The following is a 24,701-nucleotide window of genomic DNA, read 5'->3' as shown; positions in this document are numbered from 1 at the left end:
AGCGCGCCTTGTTGACGATGAGCGAGCCTAGGGTTAAAGCGAACTTTAAGGTCAAGTTTTGCGAGAGCTTACGGAGTCACAACATGATGATCGGTGAACTGGCTGCGCGCAGCGGACTGACGCCATCGCGAATCCGCTTCTACGAGATGAACGGTCTGCTCCCCGGGGCCCAGCGCCGCACCAATGGCTACCGCGAATTCAAGCCGCAGAATTTGCAGATGCTGGAGATCATCCGCAGCGCCCAGCAGGCCGGCTTTACACTGGACGAAATCCGCGCGCTGCTGCCGACGAACCTGGACATGAACACGTGGTCTCACGACAAAATGCTTGAAACTCTCAAGCGTAAGGTCCGGGAAATCGAAACCCTGCAGAGGCGGCTGAAGAAGAACAAGGCGCAGTTGCAAGCAATTATCGACGCCGTTGAAAACAAGCCTGACGATATGGACTGCATTGCTAATGCGGAGCGCGTGATCGCAATTCTACGAAAATAGGCCGCAGATTTCAGCTGCGCAAGATTCGAACCAGCTCGATCGTCTGCACGCATACGTGGAGCGATGACGTGCTGCCGATCATCTCCCGGCGTAACGGTGGTTCTGCCTGATCCGCCGGCCGTGGGTTCTCGCAAACGCCTCGCCTTTCTAGAACTCGCCCGACATCTCGCTCAACTTCGGAACACAAGGCCGGCGTCAAATATCGCATCAGAGCACGCTCTCAGCTGTGCGCGACCGTGGCCAATTTTTATATTACATTGGTAATTTAATGATTGTGTTTTGAAATCATGTCGCCATCTCGCACTGGCATCGTCTGAGCCCAAAAAAATTGAAGTTCGGCTTCAGAACAGGCAAGCGTTTTAGGGGACATCGTCATGGCTAAAACTGAGGCGTCGGGGAACGGCGCTGCCGAACACGCAACTGTCCGAACGGATGTGCTCATCGTCGGTGCGGGCCCGGTTGGTCTTGCCCTCGCGGTGGAGCTTGGCTTGCGCGACGTCGACTGCCGACTCGTCGATAAGGTGCCGGAGATCGGCCATTGGTGGACGCGCGCCATGAATATGAACAAGCGGACCATGGAGCATATGCGCCGGTGGTGTCTCGCCGAGGACTTGAAGCGCATTAATTTCGTTCCGCCCGGCTGGCCCGGCAATGTGACCGCAGTGGATACGCTCGGTGGCCGGCCGCTTGCGACCGCTCGGGCAGAGGGAGTGGGTTGGCACCGCACGCTCGATGATGCCGCGGAGGATGCGCTGTGGGTGGCCCAGGGACAGGTGCAAAACCAGTTGCTCGAGAAAGCCGGCAAGCTCGGAGTAAACACCGCTTTCTCGTCGGAGGCTGTGTCGGTTGCCGTTGCTGAAGATGGCTGCGTGGAGGTGGAGGTCGAGAACCAGCAGACACACACGCGTCAGCGCATCATCGCGCGCTATGTCGTGGGGTGTGATGGCAGCCGCAGCATCGTACGGCAGGCCGCTAGCATTGCCTACCGGGGACCGGGGGCGCTATCGCGCCAGGTAATGACCTTCTTCCGCGCGCCGGATCTGCTTGCCGACATGCGAAGACGCAAGATTCCGGATTCGGTCATGTACCTGTGTGCTCAGGCCGGGTGCGCCGGGTTGGCGCGGTTGATTGCCGGCGACCGGTGGGAGTTCTCCTACAATCTCCCGACAGGAGTGCAAGAAAGCGACCTTGATCTCAATGCCCTTATTCGCTCCGTCGTCGGGCCGGATATTTCCTTCGAAATCGAGCGCAGCGTGCCGTTCTCCTACTTCGCGGCGGTTGCCGACCGCCTGCGCGAGGGGCCGCTGTTCATCGCCGGAGATGCCGCGCACGTCATCCCACCGCTCGGCGGCCATAACCTCAATGTCGGCTTCAACGACGCGGTCAATCTGGGCTGGAAGCTCGCTCATGTCCTCCGTGGATGGGCGAGTGAGGGCATTCTCGACAGTTATGGGCCGGAACGATTGCCGATGATCCATCGCACCGCGAGCGAAGCCTTCAACAATTACGAGCGGTGGCAGTTGACATTCGTATGTCTTTCCGAGGTCATGGCGATCGAGGGCGACAATGAAGACGCCTGGAGTAAGCGGTTTGAACTGAGCCAGATCATCGCGCGCGACCTGGAGCCGCAATGGCATTCCGACGGCACCGTTCTGGACCAGCGCTACGCGGACTCGCCGATCGTCGCACGAGAGAAGAGCTCTGCTCCACCCTATGATCGGGCGAAAAACCAGCCGTTCGCGGCGCCGGGTCACCGTGCACCGCTAAAGCGCAATGCCGAAGGCGTGCCGCTGTATGATTTTTTCGGCGACGAATACACGCTGCTCGATTTGGCGGAGGCACCGAACAATGGCCTGTCCGTTATCCGTCACCTGGTTGAGGCCGGTATTCCCGTCAAGCACCTTCGCTTGGATAACCCCGATTTGAGGATGCTTTATGGAGCGGACCTCACGCTCGTTCGTCCGGATCAGCAGATCGTCTGGCGCGGCAACGCAAGCCCGGAGAATTTCGCTGAATTGATCGATATCTTGACCGGCCGTGTGCTGGAGGTTGCGGGTGGCACTGTGCGTGCGTCATCGTACGTTATCGAATCGAGGGGACTGGTCGCGGACCGTTGAACGATCCCCTGCGCGACGAGCAAATTGGAATATGATCCGGAAAGATGGGAACTGGTTTTCCGAAAAGATCATGCTCCAACAAAGACAGGAGATGATCATCCGATCCAATCAGATCATGATCTGGTGGGCGGTAGTCGCCGGTAATGCGATCAACCGTGTGAGACTTTTTGCACCCGCTTTTCGAGAAACGCGCGCAGCCTCAATTTAGCTTCATCGTCCGCCACAGCCACGGCAGCCATGAGGCTTTCCAGCAGGAAGCCGACATCCGGATCTGCACGCGCTATGCGGGGTAGGGCCTGAAGCACGGCATAGTTTGATAGCGGCGCATTTGTGCTGATCTGCGTCGCCAGTTCGAGGCCCTTGGCCAGTCCCTCGCCGGGCTCCACGAGATACTGCGACAGACCAAGCGCCACACCCTCTTCCGCTCCGTAGGTGCGGCCGGTCAACATCATGTCCAACATACGCGGAACGCCGATCAGCTGCGGCACTCGCACGGCCGCGCCACCGCCAACAAAGATGCCGCGGATTCCTTCTGGTAGCGCATAGAAGGTGTCGCGCTCGGCCACGCGAATATGCGCCGCTGCCGCCAGTTCTAAACCAAGGCCGATCACTGCGCCGTGCAGCACTGCGATGACGGGCACGGTGCAGTGCTCAATTTTTTCAAGGACGCGGTGAATGGAGCGGGAGCCAAACAACGCGGAGGATGCGTCGCTCTCGGACATCATGGAAAGATCGACCCCGGCGGAAAAATGATCGCCCTCGCCGTGGATCACGACAGCGCGGATGCCCTGCGGCAACTCACCAAAGAAGCGGTCGATGCCTTCCGCCATCACACGGTCTATCGCATTGCGTTTTCTAGCGCGCGACAATCGCAGAACTGCCGTCTCTCCGCGCACTTCGACGGACAGGGAGTCGGGCAGGCCGAGCTGTGTGGTGTGGTAGGTCATCTCGCAATCCAATCCAGATAAGTACCCCGTCATATTCGAGGTTCGCGGGTTCTTCGCAACGTGGGATATTGATGCAGCCGCGTTACGGATTGATGTCGTTTCCCGCAAGACACGTTACCGACGTAGCATCCGGACAAATAGATCCTCGTTGGTCCTCCGACAGTGCTCGGTTGACCAAGGAATTGATGAAGTATCATCAAGCGATCGCTGAGGGCGTTCTAAATAACGAAAGAGTTGCGCCGATCGAGGGCGGAGCTCGTTTCCGAACAGCCGATCTGGTCGAGGTCGTCGACTGCCAAGTCTTTCGTGTCCGTCTTCGCTGCTCCCTCCAAGTAATCCGTTATGCGGTGTTCTGAACGGTGATCGCGGTGAACCATCCTGCTCGAGCAAAATGATCACGAGCACGATCAACAGGAATCGGTAGCCGACAGCATCGCTCAGCCCGTCGGTCATGGCTCCATATTACGTTTGTAGGCATTACAACATCCGCCAGTAACTTGACGTATGCATTGTCATGACCTCGGACTCGCGCCGAGAAATGGAAATAGAAATAACAACGCACTGATCTGAGGAGATCCAATTATGCGAAACTTGATGACGACAGCAGCATTGCTTGCCCTGCTCGGTAATCCGGCGGCGATGGCGGAGACTATCGGAGGCGGGACATCGTCGGTTGAACCCGCAAGTCCGGCCGTGTCTTCATCGCTGACGCCGGGTGCGCGATTGATCGGCGGCACCGGCCGCGACGTTTTCATCGGGCGCCTTGCGACGGGCTACGCCGCTGGCGCTACGGCCGGCCGAGCCACCGACCAGGGCCCTTCCGGTGTTGAAACCTTCTGGCCAATTGAAGGGATCAGCTATCAACTCGGATCGAAGCGTGCGGTGGGATATTTCGAACCTCGCAACGGCAAGTGCCAAGTCACGTTGATGATCGCCGAAGCGGTCGATCCAGACCAGGCGCAGCCCTCTTCGGCCGCGCGTCTCTCGCTTCCAATGCAGCCGGGCGAGAGTGCCGCGCTCGCGAGCGAAGAAGGTCGCTCGATAGAGCTGACTTGCGGCGCGGGCGCCCAGACCGTCGCCGTCAAATGCAGCACGAGTTGCCGCGGGCATCCGTGAAGCTTTGGCACCAAAGGACATGGAGACCGCGTCACGCGCTCTAATTCTCAGGAGATCCAATCATGCGAAGCTTGATCACGACGGTAGCATTATTAGCCCTGCTCGACAGCCTGTCAGCCATGGCGCAGACCTTAGGAAACGCGAGATCGTCGGCAGGCCCCACAGGTCCGACCATATCTTGGTCGCTGAAATCTGACACCCGATTGATCGGCGGCGCGCCAGTCGGTCACCGCCAGCCGCACGTGAGCGACATTCCGTCGGAGGTCCGCAACGATCTCGGGCATATCAATGAGGAGGACGCCACGCTTGATCGCAAGATCATTATTTGCCGGGGCTGCTGAGGTTATTGACGGACAATGAACGGCTGGTGGGAGACAGGCGCCATGCTTTGCCTCCCTTTCGCCATCTGTTCGTTCGTCCGCCTACAATAGCGACCGCTTTCTCGAAGCTGAAATAGCGCGGTAGCGCGGCTCTTGTGACGAGCCGTCGATCGATCGCCCTTCCTCAGCAGATGAGCCGCGCCGGGATGTGATCGAAGAGATCAGCATCGGCGCACCTTCCACCTGGAAACGTTCAGGAGATCCGAGAGTGACAAACTATGTTCTTGTTCACGGTGCATGGCATGGCAGTTGGTGCTGGAAGCGCGTTCGTGATTTTTTGGCCGCTGCCGGACACCACGTCTTTACCCCGACATTGACCGGTCTCGCGGAGCGCGTCCATTTGTTGAGCCGCGACGTTGATCTCGAAACCCACGTCGCTGACGTGACAAACTTGATGATATACGAGGAACTTCGTGACATCGTCCTGGTGGGGCATTCCTACGGCGGAATTGTCGCGCGACATGCCGCCGATCGTATGCCGGATTGCATTCGTTCGCTCGTCTATCTTGATGCCTTTGTTCCTGACGAAGGAAAGGCCCTCCTCGACTATTTGCCCGAACGCGGGAAAATGCTTCGCGACCTGGCCGCCTCTCAAGGCGATGGCTGGAGGGTGCCGCCGATCCCGGCGTCGGTGTTCGCGGTTAATCAGGCCGATGCCGCGTGGGTTGATCGCCAATGCACCCCGCACCCACTATCCACCTTCGAAGCTGTTGCCAAAATCGGCGGAGCCTGTGATCGCCTCCCTCGTCTCGGATACATTTGGGCCAGCGGTCATGACGGACCGTTCCAGCAGTTCTACAGCATGGCTGAAGATCGTGGTTGGTGGCGGGAGGAGTTGAAGTGCGGGCACGACGTCATGCTCGATATGCCGCGAGAGCTCACGACATTGCTGCTGCAATACATGTAACCGCGTTCGCCGGATTTTCTGGGGTCCGCTTCGATCCCAACGGAGCTGTGGCAGAGTGAAATTTCGACTTCAAGGGTCAACTCAAAGCGAACTTAATATTGGCTCAAATGTGGGGCCAAACAGTCTGTGTCAATATTCACGCAGAAAGGTCGGGCTTTGCCAGGTAGTTTGTCAGCTTGGCGATGCTACCATCGCCCGGACAACCTCACTCTAACCGGACAACCTCACCCTAATATGATTTCGTTAGATATCGTTTACTGCAGTTAGCTCAAACTTGCCCGTGATGGATTGTTCAGTTATTTCAAGAAGTTATGGGGTGGTGTGTGCACGAGATTTGTGAAGATCCTCAGGCTTGAAGATTGGTGTAGCGCTGCAGCATTCGCCAATCTTTGTGTCCGGTCATGACGGGACGCGTAGAGCGTTGCGGAGAGCGATGATCGTTTGCGCATTCATTCGCACAAGAGCGATTGCGACTGCGAGAAATCACCACAGGACGAACAACGAGTTTGTGCCCGTTATCCAGGTGGTGTCACGGCCTTGCTTCTGGTGCTCCCACGTACCGTAAAGCGTGTCTGCATGCCGCAAGGGCTTGCACGTGTTTCGACCCGATGTTTTCCTCGGCCCGATCCCTATTACTCGAAATATTCTCCCTGTTATCTCAAAAGAATTCTCTGTTAATCTGCGCAGGGAATTAGCTGAAAATCGCTGCGGCACACCGGTTTCTTGCGCTCGAATTAGCTACGCAAGCCCAGAATCGTGAAAATTCCCTGTAAAATTCCCTGTTAGCAGGGAATTTGCCTAGAGACGGGCGCGATCAGCACTGCGTCGCCAGCCAGAATTTAGCAAATAAAATCAGGCACTTCCTTCTTTTGGTGATTTTTCATTCCGAATCGTGTTTTCCTGCTCATTCCGAATAGATGTTGCCAATGCGTTCGCCATCAAATGAGCGTGTCGTTTTCGCGTAGCCGAGAGTGCACGCGTCAAATGCCGCTTCGCGTAGACTTGTTCTCGAGTGAATTCCTGACTGACCTTCCGAAACTCGTTCGCAAGCCCCGGCCAGGGCGCGATTTGGAGCCTTTGGATATCTGTCGGCTTGCCAAAACGGCCGTCGTCGCGGCGGTTGGCGGGGCAACTGTGCTTAGTTATACGATCCTGGCCGAATATTTCCCTAAAGAGTTTGCGGGGCGGGCCAACGGGGCGCTGAATGTTTTCCACATTGGTGGAGCGTTTGTCCTGCAATACGCAACCGGCGTAGTGCTTCAGCACTGGACGCCTCAAGCGGGGCATTATCCCGAAATCGCTTATCAGACCGCCTTTGCTCTCAATCTTGTCCTCCAGATCGCGGCGTGGGTCTGGTTTGCACTGCCGCGAGTGCAAATGTTGTTGAGTCAAAGGCTCACGCGATATCTCACCGGACCGACGCCGAATACAAGACTGAAGCGCCTGTGATGGACTGGACTGACCCACGTTCGCTGTCACTGGATGGAATTTGATGGAGCGACCCAACCGCGAAGGAATGAAGCACACCGAACAGATTCCATCCCTGGCGCGTTCAGCACGCGGGATGTCGTTTGCCTCGTCCTTCCACGTGATCGCGAAGGTCCTTTGAAAGAAAAGTTGGTCAGCGGAGTGTCAGCGACGTTGAAAGGCCAAACGATAGCAGGTCCCACAAGCATCCCGAGGCAGAACGATCCCACGGTGGCGGACCTTGTCGCTCATTCGACCACAGGATTGGCGTGCCGTGTTCGCATCGGGATCGAGGCGGCGGGCGACGGCACGACTTATGATTCCGTTGGCAAATCGTCTCACCAAGATTTTTTTGCCATCGGCAGTTGACTTCGAGATGTTGGTATTTGTGTTGGTATTGGTCAGAATCGTCGAAAAAAAGTCGCGAGATTTCAAGTAGTTATATGCCAATATCCATTACCTCAGCCGTAAACGAACGCCTTGTCCTTCAGGTCGATCGCCGGGAATTCGTCCTTCTCCGCCCAGTAATCCTGGTTGTGCTGCCATTCCGGCTTTTCGCCGCGCTTGGGCAGCAGGTGCATGCCGCGCATCATGTAGCCGGGATTGAAGTTTTCGGGATCGATCCATGGCAGCAGCGGCATGTTGTGGTCTTCAGGGCGGAGCTGCGGCGTCACTTTCCTGGCGCCGGTCGCCTTCATGTGCGTGAGCAGCCGGCAGACGAAGTCGGCGACCAGATCGACGCGCAGCGTCCAGCTCGCGCGGAAATAGCCGAACACCCAGACCAGGTTGGGCACGCCGGTGAACATCATGCCGCGATAGGTCACGGTGTCGGCGAAATCGAGCGGCTTGCCGTCGATGGCGAATTCGATGTCGCCATTGGCGCAGAGGTGGAAGCCGGTCGCGGTGACGATGATGTCGGCTTCGAGCTCCTTGCCGGATTTCAGCAAAATGCCCTTTTCGGTGAAGCGGTCGATCTCGTCGGTGACGACGGAGGCCTTGCCGGACTTGATGCCCTGGAACAGGTCACCGTCCGGGATGAAGGCGATGCGCTGCCGCCACGGCCGGTACTTTGGCGTAAAATGGGTCGCGATGTCGTAATCCTTGCCGAGATAGGCTTCGACCGCCGACAGCAAATCCTTCTTGGCCGCTTCCGGCTCCTCGAACGTCTTGCGGGTGAAGGCGTCCTGGTCAAACAGGATTTTCCGCCGCGTGATTTCGTGGATCCATTTTTCATCGACCTGCAACTGGCGCAGCTGCTCGGCAATCTCGATCGCATTGCGTCCGGTGCGGAAATAGGTCGGCGAGCGCTGCAGCATCGTGACATGCGCGCAATCGTTGGCCATCGCCGGGATCAGCGTCGCCGCGGTAGCACCCGAGCCGATCACGATCACGCGCTTGTTCTTGTAGTCGAGGTCTTCAGGCCATTTCTGCGGATGGACGATCAAGCCCTTGAATTTGGCCATGTCCGTCCACTCCGGCGTATAGCCCTCGGTATGGCGGTAATAGCCCTGGCACATCCAGAAGAAGTTTGTGGTGAAGCGAAGTTTTTCGCCGGTGTCGGTGCGCGTGGCCTCGATGGTCCAGAGGTTTTCCTCGCTCGACCATTTCGCCGAGGTGATGGTGTGCTGATAGCGGATATGAGGCGCGAGATCGTTCTCCTCGATCACGTCGCCCATGTATTTCAGGATTTCCGCCGCGCTTGCGATCGGCGCCGTGGTCCACGGCTTGAAGCGATAGCCGAACGTATGGAGGTCGCTGTCGGAGCGGATGCCGGGATAGCGGTGGGTGGTCCAGGTGCCGCCAAACGTCTTCTGGGCTTCCAGTGCGACGAACGTCGTGCCCGGGCATTGCGTGGTGAGGTGGTAGGCCGCGCCAACGCCCGAAATGCCGGCGCCGGCGATCAGGACGTCGAAATGCTCAGTGGTGCGGGGCGACGCCTTGTCGATCTGGGTTTGAACGTTCATCTGCCCTGTTCTTTTTTCGTTTGAAAAGCCAAACGCCAGAACCTGAGTTCTGGCGCCGTAGATCGTCAGCTAATTACACTTCGCGGCGGCTGAGGAAGGCCAGCCGCTCGAACAGGTGCACGTCCTGTTCGTTCTTGAGCAGCGCGCCATGCAGCGGCGGGATCAGCTTCCGCGGGTCGCGTTCCCTCAGCATTTCCGGCGTGATGTCCTCGTTCAACAATAGCTTGAGCCAGTCGAGCAGCTCGGAGGTCGAAGGCTTCTTCTTCAGGCCCGGCACTTCGCGCACCTCGAAGAAGATGCGCAGCGCTTCTTCCACCAGGCGTTTCTTGATGTTGGGGAAGTGCACGTCGACGATCCGGCTCATGGTGTCGGCATCGGGGAACTTGATGTAGTGGAAGAAGCAGCGGCGCAGGAACGCGTCCGGCAGTTCCTTCTCGTTGTTCGAAGTGATCATCACGATCGGACGCAGGCTCGCCTTGATGTTCTCGCCGGTCTCGTAGACGAAGAACTCCATGCGATCGAGTTCGAGCAACAGGTCGTTCGGAAATTCGATATCGGCCTTGTCGATCTCGTCGATCAGGAGCACCGGGCGCTTGTCGTGGGTGAAGGCGTCCCACAATTTGCCGCGCTTGATGTAGTTCGAGATATCCGAAACCCTGGGGTCGCCGAGCTGGCTGTCGCGCAGGCGCGATACGGCGTCGTATTCGTAGAGGCCCTGCTGCGCCTTGGTGGTCGACTTGATGTGCCAGGTCAGAAGCGGCGCGCCGAGCGCTTTGGCGACTTCCTCCGCCAGCACGGTCTTGCCGGTGCCGGGCTCGCCCTTGATCAGCAGCGGCCGCTCGAGCACGATCGAGGCGTTGACGGCGACCTTGAGGTCGTCGGTGGCGACATAGTCCTTGGTGCCGGTAAATTTCATCTATCCGTTTGCCTTGTTGCTCGTTCTTGGACCATTCGCGGCCTGAACAGTAAACGACCGCCGGTCCGGCGGTCGCGATTGGAGTTGAGGCGCTTGTCCTCAGCGTCTGATCAGCGACAGGATCACCAGAATGATCACCGCGCCGATGGTGGCGTTGATGATGTCGCGGACCCAGCCGCCGCCGAGGTTGACGCCCAGTTGCGGCAACAGCCAGCTCGCCAGCAGCGCGCCGATGATGCCGATCACGATGTTGCCGAGGACGCCAAAACCCGCGCCGCGCACGATCAGCCCGGCAAGCCAGCCCGCAATACCGCCAATGATCAGTGCCGCAATGATGCCCATTGAATTTCCCCTGCCGGAATAAGTCCTTTATGGCTCAATTGTAATTGAAAAAGCCACCCGGTCTAGGCCTGACAGCTATGCGCTGGCCTTTGGCGTTGCTGGCTCTTGACGTGTGCCGTCCGGCGGGCAATCTGTACCCCATGTTCCTGCAATTCTTCACATCGCTGCGCGACGCGCAGGTCCCGGTGACCCTGCGCGAATATCTGACGCTGATGGAGGCGCTCGACGCCGACCTCGCCGATCAGACCGTCGAGAATTTCTATTACCTCTCCCGCGCCGCCCTGGTGAAGGACGAGCGCAACCTCGACAAGTTCGACCGCGTCTTCGGCAGCGTGTTCAAGGGGCTGGAAAGCCTTCTGGATGCGATGGAGAAGGCGGACATCCCGGCCGAATGGCTGAAGAAGCTCGCGGAAAAATACCTCACCGAGGAAGAAAAGAAGCAGATCGAGGCGATGGGCTGGGACAAGCTCATGGAGACGCTTCGTCAGCGCCTGAAAGAACAGCAGGGCCGCCACCAGGGCGGCAACAAGTGGATCGGCACCGCCGGCACCTCGCCGTTCGGCGCCCATGGCTACAACCCCGAAGGCGTCCGGATCGGGCAGGAAAAGAACCGCAACAACCGCGCCGTGAAGGTGTGGGACAAGCGCGAGTTCAAGGACCTGGACGGCAATGTCGAACTCGGCATCCGCAACATCAAGATCGCGCTGCGCCGCTTGCGCAAATTCGCCCGCACCGGCGCCCCCGACGAACTCGATCTCGACACCACGATCCGGGAGACCGCCAACCACGGCTATCTCGATGTCATCATGCGTCCCGAACGGCGCAACGCGGTCAAGGTGCTGGTGTTCTTCGATATCGGCGGCTCGATGGATTCGCATATCGAGCAGGTCGAGGAGCTGTTCTCGGCGGCGAAGTCCGAGTTCAAGCACATGGAGTATTTCTACTTCCACAACTGCCTCTATGAGGGCGTCTGGAAGCAGAACAAGCGCCGCTTCACCGACCGCACGCCGACCTGGGACGTGCTGCACAAATACCCGCACGACTACAAGGTGGTGTTCGTCGGCGACGCCTCGATGTCGCCTTACGAGATCATGGTGCCGGGCGGCTCGGTCGAGCATGTCAACGAGGAGGCCGGCTCGGTCTGGCTAGATCGCATCACGCGCACCTATCCGCATACCGTGTGGCTCAATCCGGTGGCGCAGAAGCACTGGGATTATTCGGAATCCACCACCATCATCCGCCGGCTGTTGTCGGAGCGCATGTACCCGATCACGATCGAAGGCCTCGAAAGCGCGATGAAGGAACTGGTGCGGTAGCCATCGCCGTCATTCCGGGGCTGGTCCTTCGGACCATCCCGGAATGACGGTGTTCATGCCCCAGACCATCCACCGCGGCATCAAATCCCTGATCGACGAAGCCAACGCTGCGATCGAGACTGTCAGCGCGGCTGATGCCATCAAGGCCGCGCAGGACCCGGGCGTCGTAATCGTCGATATCAGAGACCCCCGCGAGATCGAGCGCGATGGCAAGATCCCCGGCGCATTCTCCTGCACCCGCGGCATGCTGGAATTCTGGATCGATCCGCAAAGCCCCTACGCCAAGCCGATCTTCCAGGAAGACAAGAAGTTCATCTTCCACTGCGCCGGCGGCCTTCGTTCGGCAGGCGGCCAAGACCGCGCAGGACATGGGCCTGAAACCGGTCGCCCACATGGGCGGCGGTTTCGCCGCCTGGCGCGACGCCGGCGGTCCGGTCGAGAAGTGGGAGCCGAAGAAGAAATAGTTTTCCCGCGTCATTCCGGGGCGATGCGAAGCATCGAACCCGGAATCTCGAGATTCCGGGTTCACGCTTCGCGTGCCCCGGAATGACAGCAAGGATTTTGCACCATGCCCGCCACCAACGATCCGCTCGTCTCCACCGAATGGCTCGCCGCGCACCTGAACGATCCCAACGTCAAGGTGATCGACGCCTCGTTCAAGATGCCGGGCGTGCTGCCGCTGCCGAAGGACGACTATCTCGCCGCGCATATTCCCGGCGCGGTGTTTTTCGACGTCGACGCGGTGTCCGACCATTCCAACCCGCTGCCGCACATGTTCCCTTCCGCCGAGCAATTCGGCCGCGATGTCGGTGGGCTCGGGATCGGCAATGACGACACGGTCGTGCTCTACGATTCCGGCGGCTGGGTCGCCGCGCCCCGGGTGTGGTGGATGTTCCTGTCGTTCGGCAAGGAGGTGCGCATACTCAATGGTGGCCTGAAAAAATGGGTCGCCGAGGGCCGCAAGGTCGAGAAGGGCGAGGTGACGCCGAAGCCGAAGACGTTCACCGCGACGTTCGATGCGCGGCGCACGCGCAGCATGCAGCAGCTGGCTGCCAATCTCGCCAGCCGCGCCGAGCAGGTGATCGATGCGCGCGCCAACGAGCGCTATCAGGGGAAGGTGGCCGAGCCGCGTGCCGGCCTTCGCTCCGGGCATATTCCGGGCAGCCTCAGCCTGCCTTACAACAACCTGTTCGATGCCGCGACCGGCACGATGAAGCCGCTGGACGACTTGCGCGCGGCGTTCTCGGGCGCGGGCGTGAAGCTCGACGCGCCAATCGTGACGAGTTGCGGCTCCGGCGTCAGCGCCGCCGTGCTGACGCTGGCGCTCTATCGCCTCGGCGTCGAGAATCCGGCGCTGTATGACGGCTCGTGGACGGAGTGGGGCGCCGCCGACGGCCCGCCGGTCGCGACCGGCCCAGCCTGATCCTTAAGTCCGGACACTACCTCGTCGCGGGCGCCAGCGGGAATGCGAACGGATTGGGTTGTTGCTGCTGCAGAGACGGATTGGGTTGTTGCTGCTGCAGAGTCAGCACCGCCTGCCGTGCGAGGCGCGCGCGACGTGCTGCAGCAATCCGCCGCCGTTCCCGGACCCGCTCTGCGGCCCGCTTCTTGACGGCGCTGCGGTCCGGCTTCGCTGCCGTGGTCGATGTCTGTTCATCGATGAGGACGGCGGGACCGCCGAGCGTCGCGATCAGGGTCGTGGCGATACTGCCTTCGAACGGCGAGATGTCCGCTGCCGGCTCCGGCGAAGTTGCAGATGGCGTGGCCGTGGCCGGTTCCGGCGTCCCCGCGATGGCGGTGATCTTTACTTCCGCATTGGCGACGGCCGCTTCAGTTGCGGTCGCGGGGGGCGGAGCGACCAGCGTCTCCGCGCTTGCCTCCGTGGCCGGGGTTTCCGGCTTTGCCGCTTCGACCTGCATCGGCTCTGCCGGCGTCAGCGCCGCCAGTTTCTCCGGCTCGGCCGGAGCCTGCCCGGCCGGCGCCGCGATGTCCGCGGTTGCTGCCGGAACCGCGGCGGGGACATTCTCCGCCGGCTTCTCCGCGACCGGCGGATCGACGCGCAGCAGCGCCAGCATCGGCGGCGCGTCGTCGTTCTGGCGGGCAAACATCGGCTGGGGCGGTGCACGTCGGGATGGAAGGTTGGCAAATTCCTCATGCGCGGCACGCAACAGGGCGGCGGCGCCAAGGCCAAAAACCAGGACCGACATCGACAGGACGATCGCGGTGAACAGGAAACGAAAGCCGGGAAGCATGGACGCGAGTTCCAGCCCTCCGTGAATCTGGAGGGTTATTGATGCCAAGGGAACGCGGTGACCACTCTGTGGCTGTGATTCGCGAGGGGTGAGCGCTGGGCGAATCAGGCCGATTTAAGAGTATCTCAGCGCACGGCGGCTTTTTGTTACAAAAATCTGCGGCGAAGGAGTCGCGCATCATCCGCAAAGGCGATTTCCGGCGCTCTGAGGCATCTTTGCCGCAGTCTGGTAGCGATCACAAATGACTGGCAGGGGCCGAATTTCGCGGATGTGTCTTGAATGTGCCGCTATCTTCGGTCATCTGCCGTTAACGGTCCGGTGGGGCTTGGGGTCTATACAAAGGCGATGATGATTAACCGCATTCTGACGATTTGTGCTGCCATTGCCGCTGGCATGGCGGGAACTTCGCTCGCCCATGCGCAACAAGGCTATCCGGCTCCCGGCCAGGTCTATTCGACAGCTCCGGGTCCGTATGTGCCCGGTGGTTATGCGACCGGCGAACGCCGCGGCCCCGGCGAGCCCGATTTCGACGCGCTGGATGATGACGATGCGCCGAACGGTCAGAACGCGGGAGCGTTGCCGCCGCCAGGCCCGGTGCTGTCGCCCAGCGATCCCCGTTATGGCCGTCCGGCCGGTGCCCCGGTTTATTCAGACCGTGGCGCTCCGACGCCCACGGGTCCGATTCTCTCTCCCGACGATCCGCGCTATGGCCGCACCGCGCCAGCCCCGGTTTATTCGGACCGTGGCGCAGCAACGCCCACCGGCCCGGTCATGTCGCCCGACGATCCGCGTTATGGCCGCCCGGCCGGTCCGCCGCCGGTGATCTATGCTGACCGCCCGCCCGGTTCGCAGCCGCCGGCATTTTCGGATCGCGGCGATAGCCGCATTCCCGGCGCCAGCATCCTCTATCCGAACGACGACCGCGCTGGCCTGCGCCCGCCAGGGGCGATCGGCGACGCGCCCGGCGTTGCCGGCGCGCAGCCGCAGCAACCTGCCGTCGGCGCCGACGGCAGGCCGGTGCAGCTCGCCGCGCTGCCGCCGGAAGAGCAGCCGGAAGTCGGCCCTGCGCAGCTTCCGCCGCACCTGCGCCGCCAGGAAGTGACCTTCCCGACCAAGGAGCCCGCGGGCACCATCGTCGTCGATACCGCCAACACCCACCTCTATTACATACTCGGTGGCGGTCGCGCGATCCGCTACGGCGTCCGCGTCGGCCGCGACGGTTTTACCTGGAACGGCGTGCAGAAGATCAGCCGCAAGGCGGAGTGGCCGGATTGGCATCCGCCGACCGAGATGATCGAGCGCCAGCCCTATCTGCCGCGCTTCATGGCCGGCGGCCCCGGCAATCCGCTCGGCGCGCGCGCGATGTATCTCGGTTCGACCGTCTACCGCATCCACGGCACCAACCAGCCTTCGACGATCGGCAAGTTCGTCTCGTCGGGCTGCATCGGCATGCTGAACGAGGACGTCTCCGATCTGTTCGACCGCGCCAAGGTCGGCACCCGCGTGGTGGTGCTGCCCGGTGGCGCGCCGCCCGCCAACACCGCAAGCGCCTCGGCCGCTCCGCCTGCCGCTGGCGCGGCTGCCGCTGCGGCCCCTGGAGGACCGGCACAGGCGCAACTGGCGCCGGTTCCCGGCGCGCAGCCGACTGTCGTGCCGCCGCTGCCCGCCCCGGTGACCGTGCGTTAGGCCCAGGGTCACAAACCACGTTTCAAAGGCGCGCCCCACGGCGCGCCTTTTTACTTTTGGTCGATACGCCGCGCGGATATGCGGCCGAGCTGTCCTGGAACAAGCCGAATCGACGACCGGGGGCTTTTTCGGGGTCGCCACATTCGCCCGCTTGATTTCACATTTGCTTCGACTACCTGCCGGGCGGTCGCAACGAATATGAGGATCACGCCATGCGAATTCTTGTTGCGGGCGCCACTGGCGCCATCGGTCTTGAGCTCGTTCCGCAGCTGATTGCAGCTGGTCATTCCGTCGTCGGCACGACGCGGACGGCGGCGAAGGCCGAAATCATCAGACGGATGGGCGCGGAACCCGCGATCGCCGATGGGCTCGACGCGGCGGCCGTTCGTGCCGCCGTGATCGCGGCAAAACCCGAAATCGTCATCGATCAGATGACCGATCTTGGGGCGGTCACGGATCTCCGGCATTTCGATCGCGCCTTCGCCACCACCAATCAGTTGCGCACGCAGGGCACCGATTTCCTGTTGGCCGCCGCGCGCGAAGCTGGCGTAAAACGCTTCATCGCCCAGAGTTTTTGCGGCTGGACCTACGGCCGCGGCGGCGAAACGATCAAGACGGAGGCCGACGCGCTCGATCCCGATCCGCCGGAGGAACTGCGCAGCACGCTGCAGGCGATCCAGCATCTGGAGGATGCCGTCACCGGCTCGGCAAACCCCGAGGGAATTGTCCTGCGATATGGATCATTCTACGGGCCGGATACCGGAATGCTCTCGCGCGCGATGATCGATCAGTTGCGCCGCCGCCGTGTGCCGCTGATCGGCGGCGGTGGCGGACGGTGGTCGTTCATCCACGTCGAAGATGCGGCTGCCGCTACCGTTGCAGCCGTCGAGCGCGGCAAGCCCGGCAGTGTCTACAACATCGTCGACGATGAACCGGCGCCCGTAAGCGAATGGCTGCCCGCCCTTGCCACCCTGCTCGGTGCCAGGCCGCCGATACGTGTGCCAGCCTGGCTTGGCCGGTTGTTCGCCGGTGAGCACCTGGTTTCGATGATGACCGAGGTGCGGGCCGGCTCCAATGCCAAGGCCAGGCGGGAGCTCGGCTGGCGGCCGGCGCATCCGTCGTGGCGCGAGGGATTTGCGGAGATCGCGAGCCGGGCCGCCGCGCAACATGCTGCCTGAGCCGGGCTATTAGCTAGGGCATTATGAAGCAAGCCTGATGTCATCCGTCACCCCTGAGGTGGCCGTGCGTAGCGCGGCCCTCGAAGGGCGACGGCCACCAGCGGGGCCGCTCATCCTTCGAGGCTCGCTTCGCTCGCACCTTCGGAATAAGCGCAAGTGCGCTTATTCCTGAGATGACGGAAATAGCGCAAGCGCCTTGCTTCGACCTAATCTCATTCCGCTCTACGCAAGCCGCTGTTTCGGCTCGCCTTTGAACCAGGCGTCGATGCCCTCGACCATCTGCTGATAGTGGTTTCGAAAGCTGTCCCCGGTGACGTAGCCGAGATGCGGCGTCAGCACCATGTTGTCGAGCTTGCGGAAGGGATGGTCGACCGGCAGCGGCTCGACCGAGAACACGTCGACGCCGGCGCCGGCGATCTTCTTTTGCGTCAGCGCTTCCAATAGCGCGCCTTCATCGACGATCGGCCCGCGCGCGGTGTTGACAAGGTAGGCGGTCGGCTTCATCCGTGCCAGCTCCGCAGCGCCGACCAGCCCGCGCGAGCGCTGGCTTAGGACCACATGGATGGTGATGATGTCGGCGGTCGAAAACAGCTCTTCCTTGCTGGCATAGGTAACGCCGACTTCCTTGCACTTCTCCGGCGTCAGGTTCGGGCTCCAGGCAATCACGTTCATGCCGAAGGCTTGCGCCAGCTTCGACACCTTGGTGCCGAGCTTGCCGAGGCCGATGACCCCGAGCGTGCGGCCCTCGATCTCCATGCCGACGAATTTCTGCAGGGGCTCGCCGGCATGCATGCGGGCGTTCTCGCGGCCGATATTGCGGGTCAGCTCCAGGATCAGGCCCATGGTCAAGGGCGCGGTCGGGTCGCGGCCCCATTGGGTGCCGCACAGCGTAACCTGGTGGTCCTTGGCCGCTTCCATGTCGATGGCGGCATTGCGCATGCCCGAGGTGATCAAAAGCTTCAGGTTGGGCAGCGCAGCAAACATGGTGCGCGGGAACGGCGTCCGTTCGCGCATCGCGCAGATAATCTCGAAATCCTTCAGGGCGCTGGCCGCGGCTTCCGCGGTCGCAAATGGCTGGTTGAACACCGTGACGTCGACCCGGTCAGAGACTTTTGACCAGTCGGCGACCGAAAGCGCCACATTGAGATAGTCGTCGAGGATTGCACAGCGCAGCCGCGTCATGGGAGGTCCGTTGATGGCGAGGATGACGGCCGGAAGCGGCCGTCCGGGAGGTCGCCATGGTTGCGCGCAATCAGGAAGCGCGCAAGCGGACTTAAACGCGTAGCTGCCTCAAATAACCGGGCAGCTCAGTTCGAGCGGCCGGGATGCTTGGCGTGCCAGGCCGGGCCGGGACCGCGCATATAGTGCAGTTCCGGGCGGTAGGGGTCGAAAGCCTTGGCGATGAACTTGCGCCAGAAGGCGCGGAGTTCTGCGAAGGGTTTTTCCAGTCCGTCGCGGCTGTTCGCCGGGGCGTGCAGGGATGCCGAACTGATCGTAGCCATGACGCGGGCCCTTGTTTTCAAATCGCCTTTTTCGGCGCTGAAGACGAGTTTTCGCCTGATTTATTAAAAGAAGGTTTCAATTGTCTGGATCTCGGCCCACATGGTGACCAACCCGTATTCATCCGTGGTGAACGGATGGAAAACGGGTTCCCGTGGTTGCCCTTTGGCGGCCACGCCGCTACATCAGCGGCAGCAAATCTCCGTAAAATCCAACGATTCTAAGGGCTCTCGATGGCGCGCCAGTTCGTCTATTTCATGCAGGGTTTGACCAAGAGCTACCCGACCCGGAAGGTGCTCGATAACGTCCATCTCTCGTTCTACCCCGACGCCAAGATCGGCGTGCTCGGCGTCAACGGCTCCGGCAAGTCGACGCTGCTCAGGATCATGGCCGGCCTCGACAAGGAGTATAATGGCGAGGCCTGGGTCGCCGAGGGCGCCCGCGTCGGCTATCTCGAGCAGGAGCCGCATCTCGATCCTTCCAAGTCGGTTCGCGAGAACGTCATGGAGGGCGTCGCCAAGCAGAAGGCGATCCTCGATCGCTACAATGAGCTGGCGATGAACTATTCGGAAGAGACCGCCGACGAGATGACCAAATTGCAGGACGAGATCGAGGCCGCGGGCCTGTGGGATCTCGACAGCAAGGTCGACCAGGCGATGGACGCGCTGCGCTGCCCGCCCGACGATGCCGACGTCACCAAGCTTTCGGGCGGTGAGCGCCGCCGCGTCGCGCTCTGCAAGCTGCTGCTCGACCAGCCGGAGCTGTTGCTGCTGGACGAGCCGACCAACCATCTCGACGCCGAATCAGTGTCGTGGCTGGAAGGTCATTTGCGCAACTATCCCGGCGCGATCCTGATCGTGACCCATGACCGCTACTTCCTCGACAATGTGACGGGCTGGATCCTCGAACTCGATCGCGGCAAGGGCATTCCTTACGAGGGCAATTATTCGTCCTGGCTGGTGCAGAAGCAGAAGCGCCTCGAGCAGGAAGGCCGCGAGGATGCCGCGCACCAGAAGACGTTGGCCCGCGAGCAGGAATGGATCGCGTCCTCGCCGAAGGCGCGCCAGGCCAAGTCCAAGGCCCGCTATCAGCGCTATGAAGATCTGCTGAAACAGGCGAGCGAGAAGCAGGCGACCACCGCGCAGATCACCATTCCCGTGGCCGAACGCCTCGGCCAGAACGTCGTCGATTTCGAAGGTCTCAACAAGGCCTTCGGCGACCGTATGCTGATCGAGAATCTCACCTTCAAGCTGCCGCCGGGCGGCATTGTCGGCGTGATCGGTCCGAACGGCGCCGGCAAGACCACACTGTTCCGGATGATAACGGGGCAGGAAAAGCCGGACCAGGGCACGATCACCGTCGGCGAAAGCGTGCACCTCGGCTACGTCGACCAGTCGCGCGACGATCTCGACGGTAAGAAGAATGTGTGGGAAGAGATTTCCGGCGGCAATGAACTGATCCTGCTCGGCAAGCGCGAGGTCAATTCACGCGGCTATTGCTCGTCGTTCAACTTCAAGGGCGCCGACCAGCAGAAGAAGGTCGGCGCGCTGTCAGGTGGCGAGCGCAATCGCGTGCATCTGGCCAAGATGCTCAAGTCCGGCGCCAACGTGCTGCTGCTCGACGAACCGACCAACGACCTCGACGTCGATACGCTGCGCGCGCTGGAAGAGGCGCTGGAGGACTTTGCCGGCTGCGCCGTCATCATCAGCCATGATCGCTGGTTCCTCGACCGCATCGCCACGCACATCCTGGCCTTCGAAGGCGAAAGCCATGTCGAATGGTTCGAAGGCAACTTCCAGGATTACGAGAAGGACAAGATGCGGCGGCTCGGGCAGGACAGCATCATTCCGCACCGCGTGAAGTACAAGAAGCTGACGCGGTAGCAAATTGGCGCGATAGCGCGTGGGCGGCGAAAAGGGCTTGCGGGGCCATTTCGCCGTGCTATGCTATTTGAAGTTGAAGATCCCGTTGCGATCTCGATAGATAGAAATTTATTTTAAGATAGTGATCGCGCGGCATTGCAGGGGCGCGCTATGGCTGGAGCAAGGGTTGGGCCGGTTCCGTTTGCCTTTTTGCTCGCGTTGGCGAGCGAGGCCAATGCCAGCCAGATTTCGCCTGCGGTGGATGGCAAGGATCAGCTCAAGCCCGGCATGTTGTCCGGCCTGCTGAAGCTGAATGCAAATCCGGAGTTCAGCATCAAATCCGTCGAGCAGATGCGGGATGGCGAGACCACCACCGTAGTCCAGTACTTTCCGAATTTTCCCAACTTCCGCAACTGCTTCTCCGGCTACTGGCGGAACTGTTAGGGGTTGATGATGATCGAGCCTCGTCTCATCATCCTGCAACCGACACCCTACTGCAACATCAACTGTTCCTATTGTTATCTTGGTCATCGCGACGATAGGCGCTTGATGTCGCGCGATGTACTCGAAGCCCTGCGTGAAAAGATATTTCGACGCCTAGCATCTCAGTCCGCTCCAATCGTCGTGTGGCATGCTGGCGAACCGACGGCGGCCCCGATCGAATGGTATGAGCATGCTTATGGCCGCCTGAGGGACGTTGCGCCGGCTCACACCAGTTTTGCGATGCAGTCGAACGGGATCGCCATCAACGACCGATGGGTCGATCTGTTCCGTCGTACCAACACCAATGTCAGTCTGAGCATCGACGGTCCGCAGCGGTTTCATGATGCGCGCCGTCGTACGCGCAATAACAGGCCCACCTGGCAACTGGCCGTCAGGGCGTTAAGGCGCCTTCAGGACGCCGGATTCGACCCTAGCGTGATCACCGTTTTGCATCCGGATGGCCTGAACTGTCCTGGGGACTACTACGCCTTTTATCGCGACCTCGGAATTACGCAGATCAGCTTCAGCGTCGATGAACTAGAAGGCGCAAACAAGGTTTCGAGTTTCTCAGGCAGGGATTTCAAGGCTGCCGTAACAGATTTCGTTCTTGAGATACTCAACCAGGCATACCGCGATGATTTTCCCCTGCATATCCGCGAAGTCGAGCGCATTGCGCAGAAACTGGCGGGTGTCGAATTGTCCGAAAACGAGCAGGTCGATCCGTGGGCCGCCATCGTGGTTGCAGCTGACGGTAGCGTCTCAACGTTCTCTCCCGAGTTCATGGAAATGAACGCGCCGGACTACGACAATTTCGTATTCGGCAATATTCTGGAAGGCGGCCTCGAAGATTTTTCTAACACCCAGGCATTCCTGCGAGCAAGCCGGGAGATCGCGCAAGGCGTTGCGGCCTGCAAGAGTTCCTGCCGCTATTTCGCTCTTTGCGGCGGTGGTAGTCCAGTCAACAAGCTCTCCGAAAAGGGAGACATGAGTGCGACGGAAACCGAGTTCTGCAGATTGACTACGCAGACATCGGCCGATGCGTTGTTAGGTTTGTTGTCGAAGCAATCCCGACCCAAGTCATTTGAAGCAAGTACATTTTGAGAGAGGCAGAAAATGGCATCGTACGGTGAAATACTGCAGCTTTCCGACCTTAGATCGTTGGCGACCTACTGCCTCGGCTTGCTGATCATAGTGATGTATTCGAAAGATAAATTTAACATGCCAACATACGACAAAGAGTCTGTTGGTCCATTTGCCCAATTGCCCCCGCAATCTCTAACGATCGATTCTCGCTACCAGTGGGGCCGCATGGTTTACGTGCTCCTGCTGGCGGCACTTTACACTGCGATTAGCATCATCGGCCCAACGATATTCAGTCTTGATCAGAGTAATGCCAACCAGACCAAATTAAGCTTGGTGGCCAGTGCGCAAACATGGCAAGTCGCCGCGGCGACATTTCTGATATCAACCGGAGCTGCGCGCGATGATTCCTTGCTTGGTCGCATCGAGCTGTTTATTCGGCAGTACGCCCACAAGATCGCTTACATTCCGGGAGCGGTGAGCGATCTCGCCTTCAGTTTGAGAAATTTTAAGGTAGGAACCTGGCTACTGAACGATCCGTCCATAGACGGGACCAAATTGATCGAACGGCGAACTGCCTTGATGGGTTTGGTCGGCGAAGAAAGCATAGCAAAATTTGAACGAAATCCGGAGATCGAGGACGAAACGACGGCATTTCTGCGCGCGAATATCCTGTTCTTTACTTTAAGCCAGATGTTCAACAAGAGTCCCGGTATCTCGAACCCGCGGCTCGATAATCTTACCGATTTGCAAGAGAATAGAGACGCGTTCGAGCGGTTGCAAAATTCGCAGCGCAATCTGCTGGCCCAGATCGGAAGCCCGGATAAGGGACGAGAAGGTCCTGATCACCTTTATGCTGACATACAGCGATTTTCGAGGGAGATCTCGCTTACGATTGCCGTGCTATTGTCTCGAACTGCTCGAAATGGAAACGATCTGGCGCATCGATTGGATCAACTAGGCTTCTCTAGTGCCTATGTAAACAACCGTTCGGATCACGTTGGTTATGTGTTCCTCGTCAATGCCTTCATATTATCTGGCGTCGTTATTTCTGGCTTGTTCCTATTTGCGCCGATGCTTTCTAAGACAGTCGGTGTTGACTGGACAAACAGGTACCTGCTCCAGGGTTTTTTAACGATCTTGACCGGCTTTCTGATCTACATCGTGACTTTCAGGGTCCTGGACTACTCGCGTGACAAGTTATTGGAAGCGCAAGCGTGGAAAGAGAGTTTGGAGAGCTACAGCACGGTAGCATTGTCGTCGAGCCTGTTGAGTAGTGTCATTTGCATCGTGTCGGCTACATTGATTCTGACGCTGTTCAATTGTCTGCAGTACGTAGCCTACAATCCGATGTCGTTTGTCTCGTTTGTATTGTTTAACACCATCATAGCGGGCGTCGGAACGGCATTCGGTCTGCTCTATTTTCGCCAAGCCGCTCGTCTTCCTCGCTCGCGTCTTTCACTCTTTGCTGGTTTGTTCAATGGGGCGGCCTTTGCTCATGCTTGCCTAGCCGCTCTTTTGGTCGGCATCCTGAACACAGTATCTAATTCATACCAGGTAAGCACATCGCCGAGGGAAACCTACAATCGGATCATGACCGATTTTACCGCCCTTCAGCCGATCATTGAGAGTAAGTCGGTCGACCCAAAAGCGGTGTATTCAATATTGTCTACCAGTGATCTGAAATCGATTTCGAAAAATTTGAACTCGCTCGGAAAATTGATGAATGTAAACCCTGACCAGGTTGAGCGGCAGCTAAAGGAGATTGCAGCCATCTGCATTTCACTGCAGAACAAGTTCAATGCGCAAAGCAAACCTGTCGTTCCAGGAGGGGTGGGCGATGATGCGGATGATATGCATTTGTTTGAAGAGCCAAAGGACTGTACTCTGGGCGCGTTGTTAAGCTCTTATTCGGCCAGTAATCGTTCACCGCCCGTTGGTTCGACAGATATTGCCATTCAGCAGCAGGTAGCGACATCGAGGAATGAAGGATTGTTTTCGAGCTTTGTATTTTCGCTGCCGCAACTCTATGCAAGCATACGTGCGACGAAAGGTGACGGCGGATCCAAAATTGCAGAGTACCAGATATGGATATTTCCGACCGTTGTTGCTTTCATAACTGCTCTCGGCTTTGGCATTGGATGTCGTCATTGGCGTGCATGGTGGCTTTACAACGAAGCCAATCGCGCTGACGGAAATGGCCAGAAGCTTCGGGAACTCATTCTGAGATATTACGGGAACGAGTTGGATCTCGACAAATGTCTGGTGTTTCCCATTCCGTCGCTTGGCAATCTCACACCGCTGGAAGCCGTTCGGTACGAGGACTATTGCGCGAGGCTGTTTGCAAAAGTTCAAAGACGTCAGGTCGAGTGGATTGACTGTGGTATCGATCAAGCCAGTGAGTCTAAAGAGGCGAAACTGAATGCCGTGACAGCCTGAGTCGCCGCTTCAGTACGGCATGGCTTCGCTGTGGCGGGAAGCAGGCCGCTACGAGACACTGCTCGTCCTCGGTTGGCACGATGGAGCTCCCGCAAGTCGTGCCGTCCGAATGCTACAGATGCAGTCCCCCTTCACGGCCGGCCGGGCAACGCCGTTATTTCGCCTTGTAAGTCTGGAACAGGCTTGCTTGACGTGACGTCGTGATAACGTGCGCTGCGGCCAGTTGTCGCTTCACAGCGCGGTCAGATTGCGTAGATA

21 protein-coding genes and 1 pseudogene are annotated in these 24,701 nt (G+C 59.6%); 15 read left to right on the top strand and 7 right to left on the bottom strand.

Annotated elements, in window-relative coordinates; genetic code table 11:
* The first annotated feature begins 83 nt into the window (after nt 1-83).
* On the top strand, nt 84-491 hold the full coding sequence (locus tag V1283_RS26690; RefSeq protein ID WP_334389545.1) for a MerR family transcriptional regulator: 408 nt from the start codon (nt 84-86) through the stop codon (nt 489-491).
* Nucleotides 492-865: 374 nt separating this feature from the next.
* On the top strand, nt 866-2,608 hold the full coding sequence (locus V1283_RS26685; RefSeq protein ID WP_334389544.1) for an FAD-dependent monooxygenase: 1,743 nt from the start codon (nt 866-868) through the stop codon (nt 2,606-2,608).
* Between the two features lie 149 nt (nt 2,609-2,757).
* On the opposite strand, the gene V1283_RS26680 is transcribed toward V1283_RS26685, so the two are convergent.
* Nucleotides 2,758-3,555 (bottom strand): crotonase/enoyl-CoA hydratase family protein, encoded by a 798-nt coding sequence (locus V1283_RS26680; protein ID WP_334389543.1) that lies wholly within the window; start codon nt 3,553-3,555, stop codon nt 2,758-2,760.
* A gap of 723 nt (nt 3,556-4,278) precedes the next feature.
* Here V1283_RS26680 and V1283_RS26675 point away from each other — a divergent pair.
* The 4 genes from V1283_RS26675 to V1283_RS26660 all read left to right on the top strand — a co-directional run bounded on the left by V1283_RS26675 (nt 4,279) and on the right by V1283_RS26660 (nt 7,407).
* Entirely contained in the window at nt 4,279-4,671 is a 393-nt protein-coding gene (locus tag V1283_RS26675; RefSeq protein ID WP_334389542.1) for a hypothetical protein, read from the top strand.
* Between the two features lie 62 nt (nt 4,672-4,733).
* Complete coding sequence (locus V1283_RS26670; protein ID WP_334389541.1) at nt 4,734-5,012, top strand: hypothetical protein; 279 nt, start codon at nt 4,734-4,736, stop codon at nt 5,010-5,012.
* A 247-nt stretch (nt 5,013-5,259) separates the two neighbouring features.
* Nucleotides 5,260-5,958 (top strand): alpha/beta fold hydrolase, encoded by a 699-nt coding sequence (locus V1283_RS26665; protein ID WP_334389540.1) that lies wholly within the window; start codon nt 5,260-5,262, stop codon nt 5,956-5,958.
* Between the two features lie 984 nt (nt 5,959-6,942).
* Nucleotides 6,943-7,407: a hypothetical protein gene (locus tag V1283_RS26660; protein WP_334389539.1), complete on the top strand. Its 465-nt coding sequence runs from the start codon at nt 6,943-6,945 to the stop codon at nt 7,405-7,407.
* Nucleotides 7,408-7,886: 479 nt separating this feature from the next.
* Here the strand turns inward: V1283_RS26660 and V1283_RS26655 are convergent, their stop codons facing one another.
* From V1283_RS26655 to V1283_RS26645, 3 genes are all read right to left on the bottom strand, one after another.
* Nucleotides 7,887-9,389, bottom strand: a complete 1,503-nt coding sequence (locus tag V1283_RS26655) for a flavin-containing monooxygenase (RefSeq protein WP_334389538.1) — start codon at nt 9,387-9,389, stop codon at nt 7,887-7,889.
* Nucleotides 9,390-9,462: 73 nt separating this feature from the next.
* Nucleotides 9,463-10,305, bottom strand: a complete 843-nt coding sequence (locus V1283_RS26650) for an AAA family ATPase (protein WP_074273765.1) — start codon at nt 10,303-10,305, stop codon at nt 9,463-9,465.
* A 99-nt stretch (nt 10,306-10,404) separates the two neighbouring features.
* Nucleotides 10,405-10,647 (bottom strand): GlsB/YeaQ/YmgE family stress response membrane protein, encoded by a 243-nt coding sequence (locus tag V1283_RS26645; protein ID WP_334389536.1) that lies wholly within the window; start codon nt 10,645-10,647, stop codon nt 10,405-10,407.
* 140 nt (nt 10,648-10,787) lie between these two features.
* On the opposite strand from V1283_RS26645, the gene V1283_RS26640 reads away from it, so the two are divergent.
* The 3 genes and pseudogenes from V1283_RS26640 to sseA all read left to right on the top strand — a co-directional run bounded on the left by V1283_RS26640 (nt 10,788) and on the right by sseA (nt 13,386).
* A complete protein-coding gene (locus tag V1283_RS26640) occupies nt 10,788-11,963 on the top strand; it encodes a vWA domain-containing protein (protein WP_334389535.1) in 1,176 nt (391 codons plus the stop codon).
* A gap of 55 nt (nt 11,964-12,018) precedes the next feature.
* Nucleotides 12,019-12,427, top strand: a pseudogene (locus V1283_RS26635) (rhodanese-like domain-containing protein).
* Between the two features lie 104 nt (nt 12,428-12,531).
* Nucleotides 12,532-13,386, top strand: coding sequence for a 3-mercaptopyruvate sulfurtransferase (sseA, locus tag V1283_RS26630; protein WP_334389534.1), 855 nt, complete (start codon nt 12,532-12,534; stop codon nt 13,384-13,386).
* 16 nt (nt 13,387-13,402) lie between these two features.
* Here the strand turns inward: sseA and V1283_RS26625 are convergent, their stop codons facing one another.
* Nucleotides 13,403-14,215, bottom strand: a complete 813-nt coding sequence (locus tag V1283_RS26625) for a hypothetical protein (protein ID WP_334389533.1) — start codon at nt 14,213-14,215, stop codon at nt 13,403-13,405.
* 345 nt (nt 14,216-14,560) lie between these two features.
* Here V1283_RS26625 and V1283_RS26620 point away from each other — a divergent pair, with 345 nt between their 5' ends.
* Together V1283_RS26620 and V1283_RS26615 are read left to right on the top strand one after the other, a co-directional pair.
* On the top strand, nt 14,561-15,901 hold the full coding sequence (locus V1283_RS26620; protein ID WP_334393178.1) for a L,D-transpeptidase family protein: 1,341 nt from the start codon (nt 14,561-14,563) through the stop codon (nt 15,899-15,901).
* Between the two features lie 212 nt (nt 15,902-16,113).
* Nucleotides 16,114-17,079: an NAD-dependent epimerase/dehydratase family protein gene (locus V1283_RS26615; RefSeq protein ID WP_334389532.1), complete on the top strand. Its 966-nt coding sequence runs from the start codon at nt 16,114-16,116 to the stop codon at nt 17,077-17,079.
* Nucleotides 17,080-17,301: 222 nt separating this feature from the next.
* On the opposite strand, the gene V1283_RS26610 is transcribed toward V1283_RS26615, so the two are convergent.
* Complete coding sequence (locus tag V1283_RS26610; RefSeq protein WP_334389531.1) at nt 17,302-18,261, bottom strand: D-2-hydroxyacid dehydrogenase family protein; 960 nt, start codon at nt 18,259-18,261, stop codon at nt 17,302-17,304.
* 125 nt (nt 18,262-18,386) lie between these two features.
* On the bottom strand, nt 18,387-18,581 hold the full coding sequence (locus tag V1283_RS26605; protein WP_334389529.1) for a hypothetical protein: 195 nt from the start codon (nt 18,579-18,581) through the stop codon (nt 18,387-18,389).
* Between the two features lie 231 nt (nt 18,582-18,812).
* Between V1283_RS26605 and ettA the strand changes: the two genes are divergently transcribed.
* The 4 genes from ettA (at nt 18,813) to V1283_RS26585 (ending at nt 24,443) form a co-directional block, all read left to right on the top strand.
* Nucleotides 18,813-20,462 carry an energy-dependent translational throttle protein EttA gene (gene ettA / locus V1283_RS26600; RefSeq protein WP_334389528.1) on the top strand — a complete coding sequence of 550 codons (1,650 nt, stop codon included), beginning with the start codon at nt 18,813-18,815 and terminating at the stop codon, nt 20,460-20,462.
* A gap of 150 nt (nt 20,463-20,612) precedes the next feature.
* Nucleotides 20,613-20,885, top strand: a complete 273-nt coding sequence (locus V1283_RS26595) for a hypothetical protein (protein WP_334389527.1) — start codon at nt 20,613-20,615, stop codon at nt 20,883-20,885.
* A gap of 9 nt (nt 20,886-20,894) precedes the next feature.
* Nucleotides 20,895-22,025: a cyclophane-forming radical SAM/SPASM peptide maturase GrrM/OscB gene (gene grrM / locus V1283_RS26590; protein WP_334389525.1), complete on the top strand. Its 1,131-nt coding sequence runs from the start codon at nt 20,895-20,897 to the stop codon at nt 22,023-22,025.
* Between the two features lie 12 nt (nt 22,026-22,037).
* The gene (locus tag V1283_RS26585) at nt 22,038-24,443 is read left to right on the top strand and encodes a hypothetical protein (RefSeq protein ID WP_334389524.1); all 2,406 of its coding nucleotides are present in this window, start codon (nt 22,038-22,040) and stop codon (nt 24,441-24,443) included.
* The last annotated feature ends 258 nt before the right edge of the window (nt 24,444-24,701 follow it).

The organism is Bradyrhizobium sp. AZCC 2262 (assembly GCF_036924535.1).
GTDB lineage: Bacteria > Pseudomonadota > Alphaproteobacteria > Rhizobiales > Xanthobacteraceae > Bradyrhizobium.
This window is presented reverse-complemented; position numbering and strand designations above follow the sequence as displayed.

What these genes read in the sequence shown, in the direction of transcription:
- V1283_RS26620 (WP_334393178.1), top strand. Translation starts at nt 14,561, where the DNA reads ATGATGATTAACCGCATTCTGACGATTTGTGCTGCCATTGCCGCTGGC.
- V1283_RS26615 (WP_334389532.1), top strand. Translation starts at nt 16,114, where the DNA reads ATGCGAATTCTTGTTGCGGGCGCCACTGGCGCCATCGGTCTTGAGCTC.
- V1283_RS26625 (WP_334389533.1), bottom strand. Translation starts at nt 14,215, where the DNA reads ATGCTTCCCGGCTTTCGTTTCCTGTTCACCGCGATCGTCCTGTCGATG.
- grrM (WP_334389525.1), top strand. Translation starts at nt 20,895, where the DNA reads ATGATCGAGCCTCGTCTCATCATCCTGCAACCGACACCCTACTGCAAC.
- V1283_RS26645 (WP_334389536.1), bottom strand. Translation starts at nt 10,647, where the DNA reads ATGGGCATCATTGCGGCACTGATCATTGGCGGTATTGCGGGCTGGCTT.
- V1283_RS26660 (WP_334389539.1), top strand. Translation starts at nt 6,943, where the DNA reads ATGCCGCTTCGCGTAGACTTGTTCTCGAGTGAATTCCTGACTGACCTT.
- V1283_RS26685 (WP_334389544.1), top strand. Translation starts at nt 866, where the DNA reads ATGGCTAAAACTGAGGCGTCGGGGAACGGCGCTGCCGAACACGCAACT.
- V1283_RS26680 (WP_334389543.1), bottom strand. Translation starts at nt 3,555, where the DNA reads ATGACCTACCACACCACACAGCTCGGCCTGCCCGACTCCCTGTCCGTC.
- V1283_RS26610 (WP_334389531.1), bottom strand. Translation starts at nt 18,261, where the DNA reads ATGACGCGGCTGCGCTGTGCAATCCTCGACGACTATCTCAATGTGGCG.
- V1283_RS26655 (WP_334389538.1), bottom strand. Translation starts at nt 9,389, where the DNA reads ATGAACGTTCAAACCCAGATCGACAAGGCGTCGCCCCGCACCACTGAG.
- ettA (WP_334389528.1), top strand. Translation starts at nt 18,813, where the DNA reads ATGGCGCGCCAGTTCGTCTATTTCATGCAGGGTTTGACCAAGAGCTAC.
- V1283_RS26650 (WP_074273765.1), bottom strand. Translation starts at nt 10,305, where the DNA reads ATGAAATTTACCGGCACCAAGGACTATGTCGCCACCGACGACCTCAAG.
- V1283_RS26595 (WP_334389527.1), top strand. Translation starts at nt 20,613, where the DNA reads ATGGCTGGAGCAAGGGTTGGGCCGGTTCCGTTTGCCTTTTTGCTCGCG.
- V1283_RS26605 (WP_334389529.1), bottom strand. Translation starts at nt 18,581, where the DNA reads ATGGCTACGATCAGTTCGGCATCCCTGCACGCCCCGGCGAACAGCCGC.
- V1283_RS26640 (WP_334389535.1), top strand. Translation starts at nt 10,788, where the DNA reads ATGTTCCTGCAATTCTTCACATCGCTGCGCGACGCGCAGGTCCCGGTG.
- V1283_RS26670 (WP_334389541.1), top strand. Translation starts at nt 4,734, where the DNA reads ATGCGAAGCTTGATCACGACGGTAGCATTATTAGCCCTGCTCGACAGC.
- sseA (WP_334389534.1), top strand. Translation starts at nt 12,532, where the DNA reads ATGCCCGCCACCAACGATCCGCTCGTCTCCACCGAATGGCTCGCCGCG.
- V1283_RS26585 (WP_334389524.1), top strand. Translation starts at nt 22,038, where the DNA reads ATGGCATCGTACGGTGAAATACTGCAGCTTTCCGACCTTAGATCGTTG.
- V1283_RS26690 (WP_334389545.1), top strand. Translation starts at nt 84, where the DNA reads ATGATGATCGGTGAACTGGCTGCGCGCAGCGGACTGACGCCATCGCGA.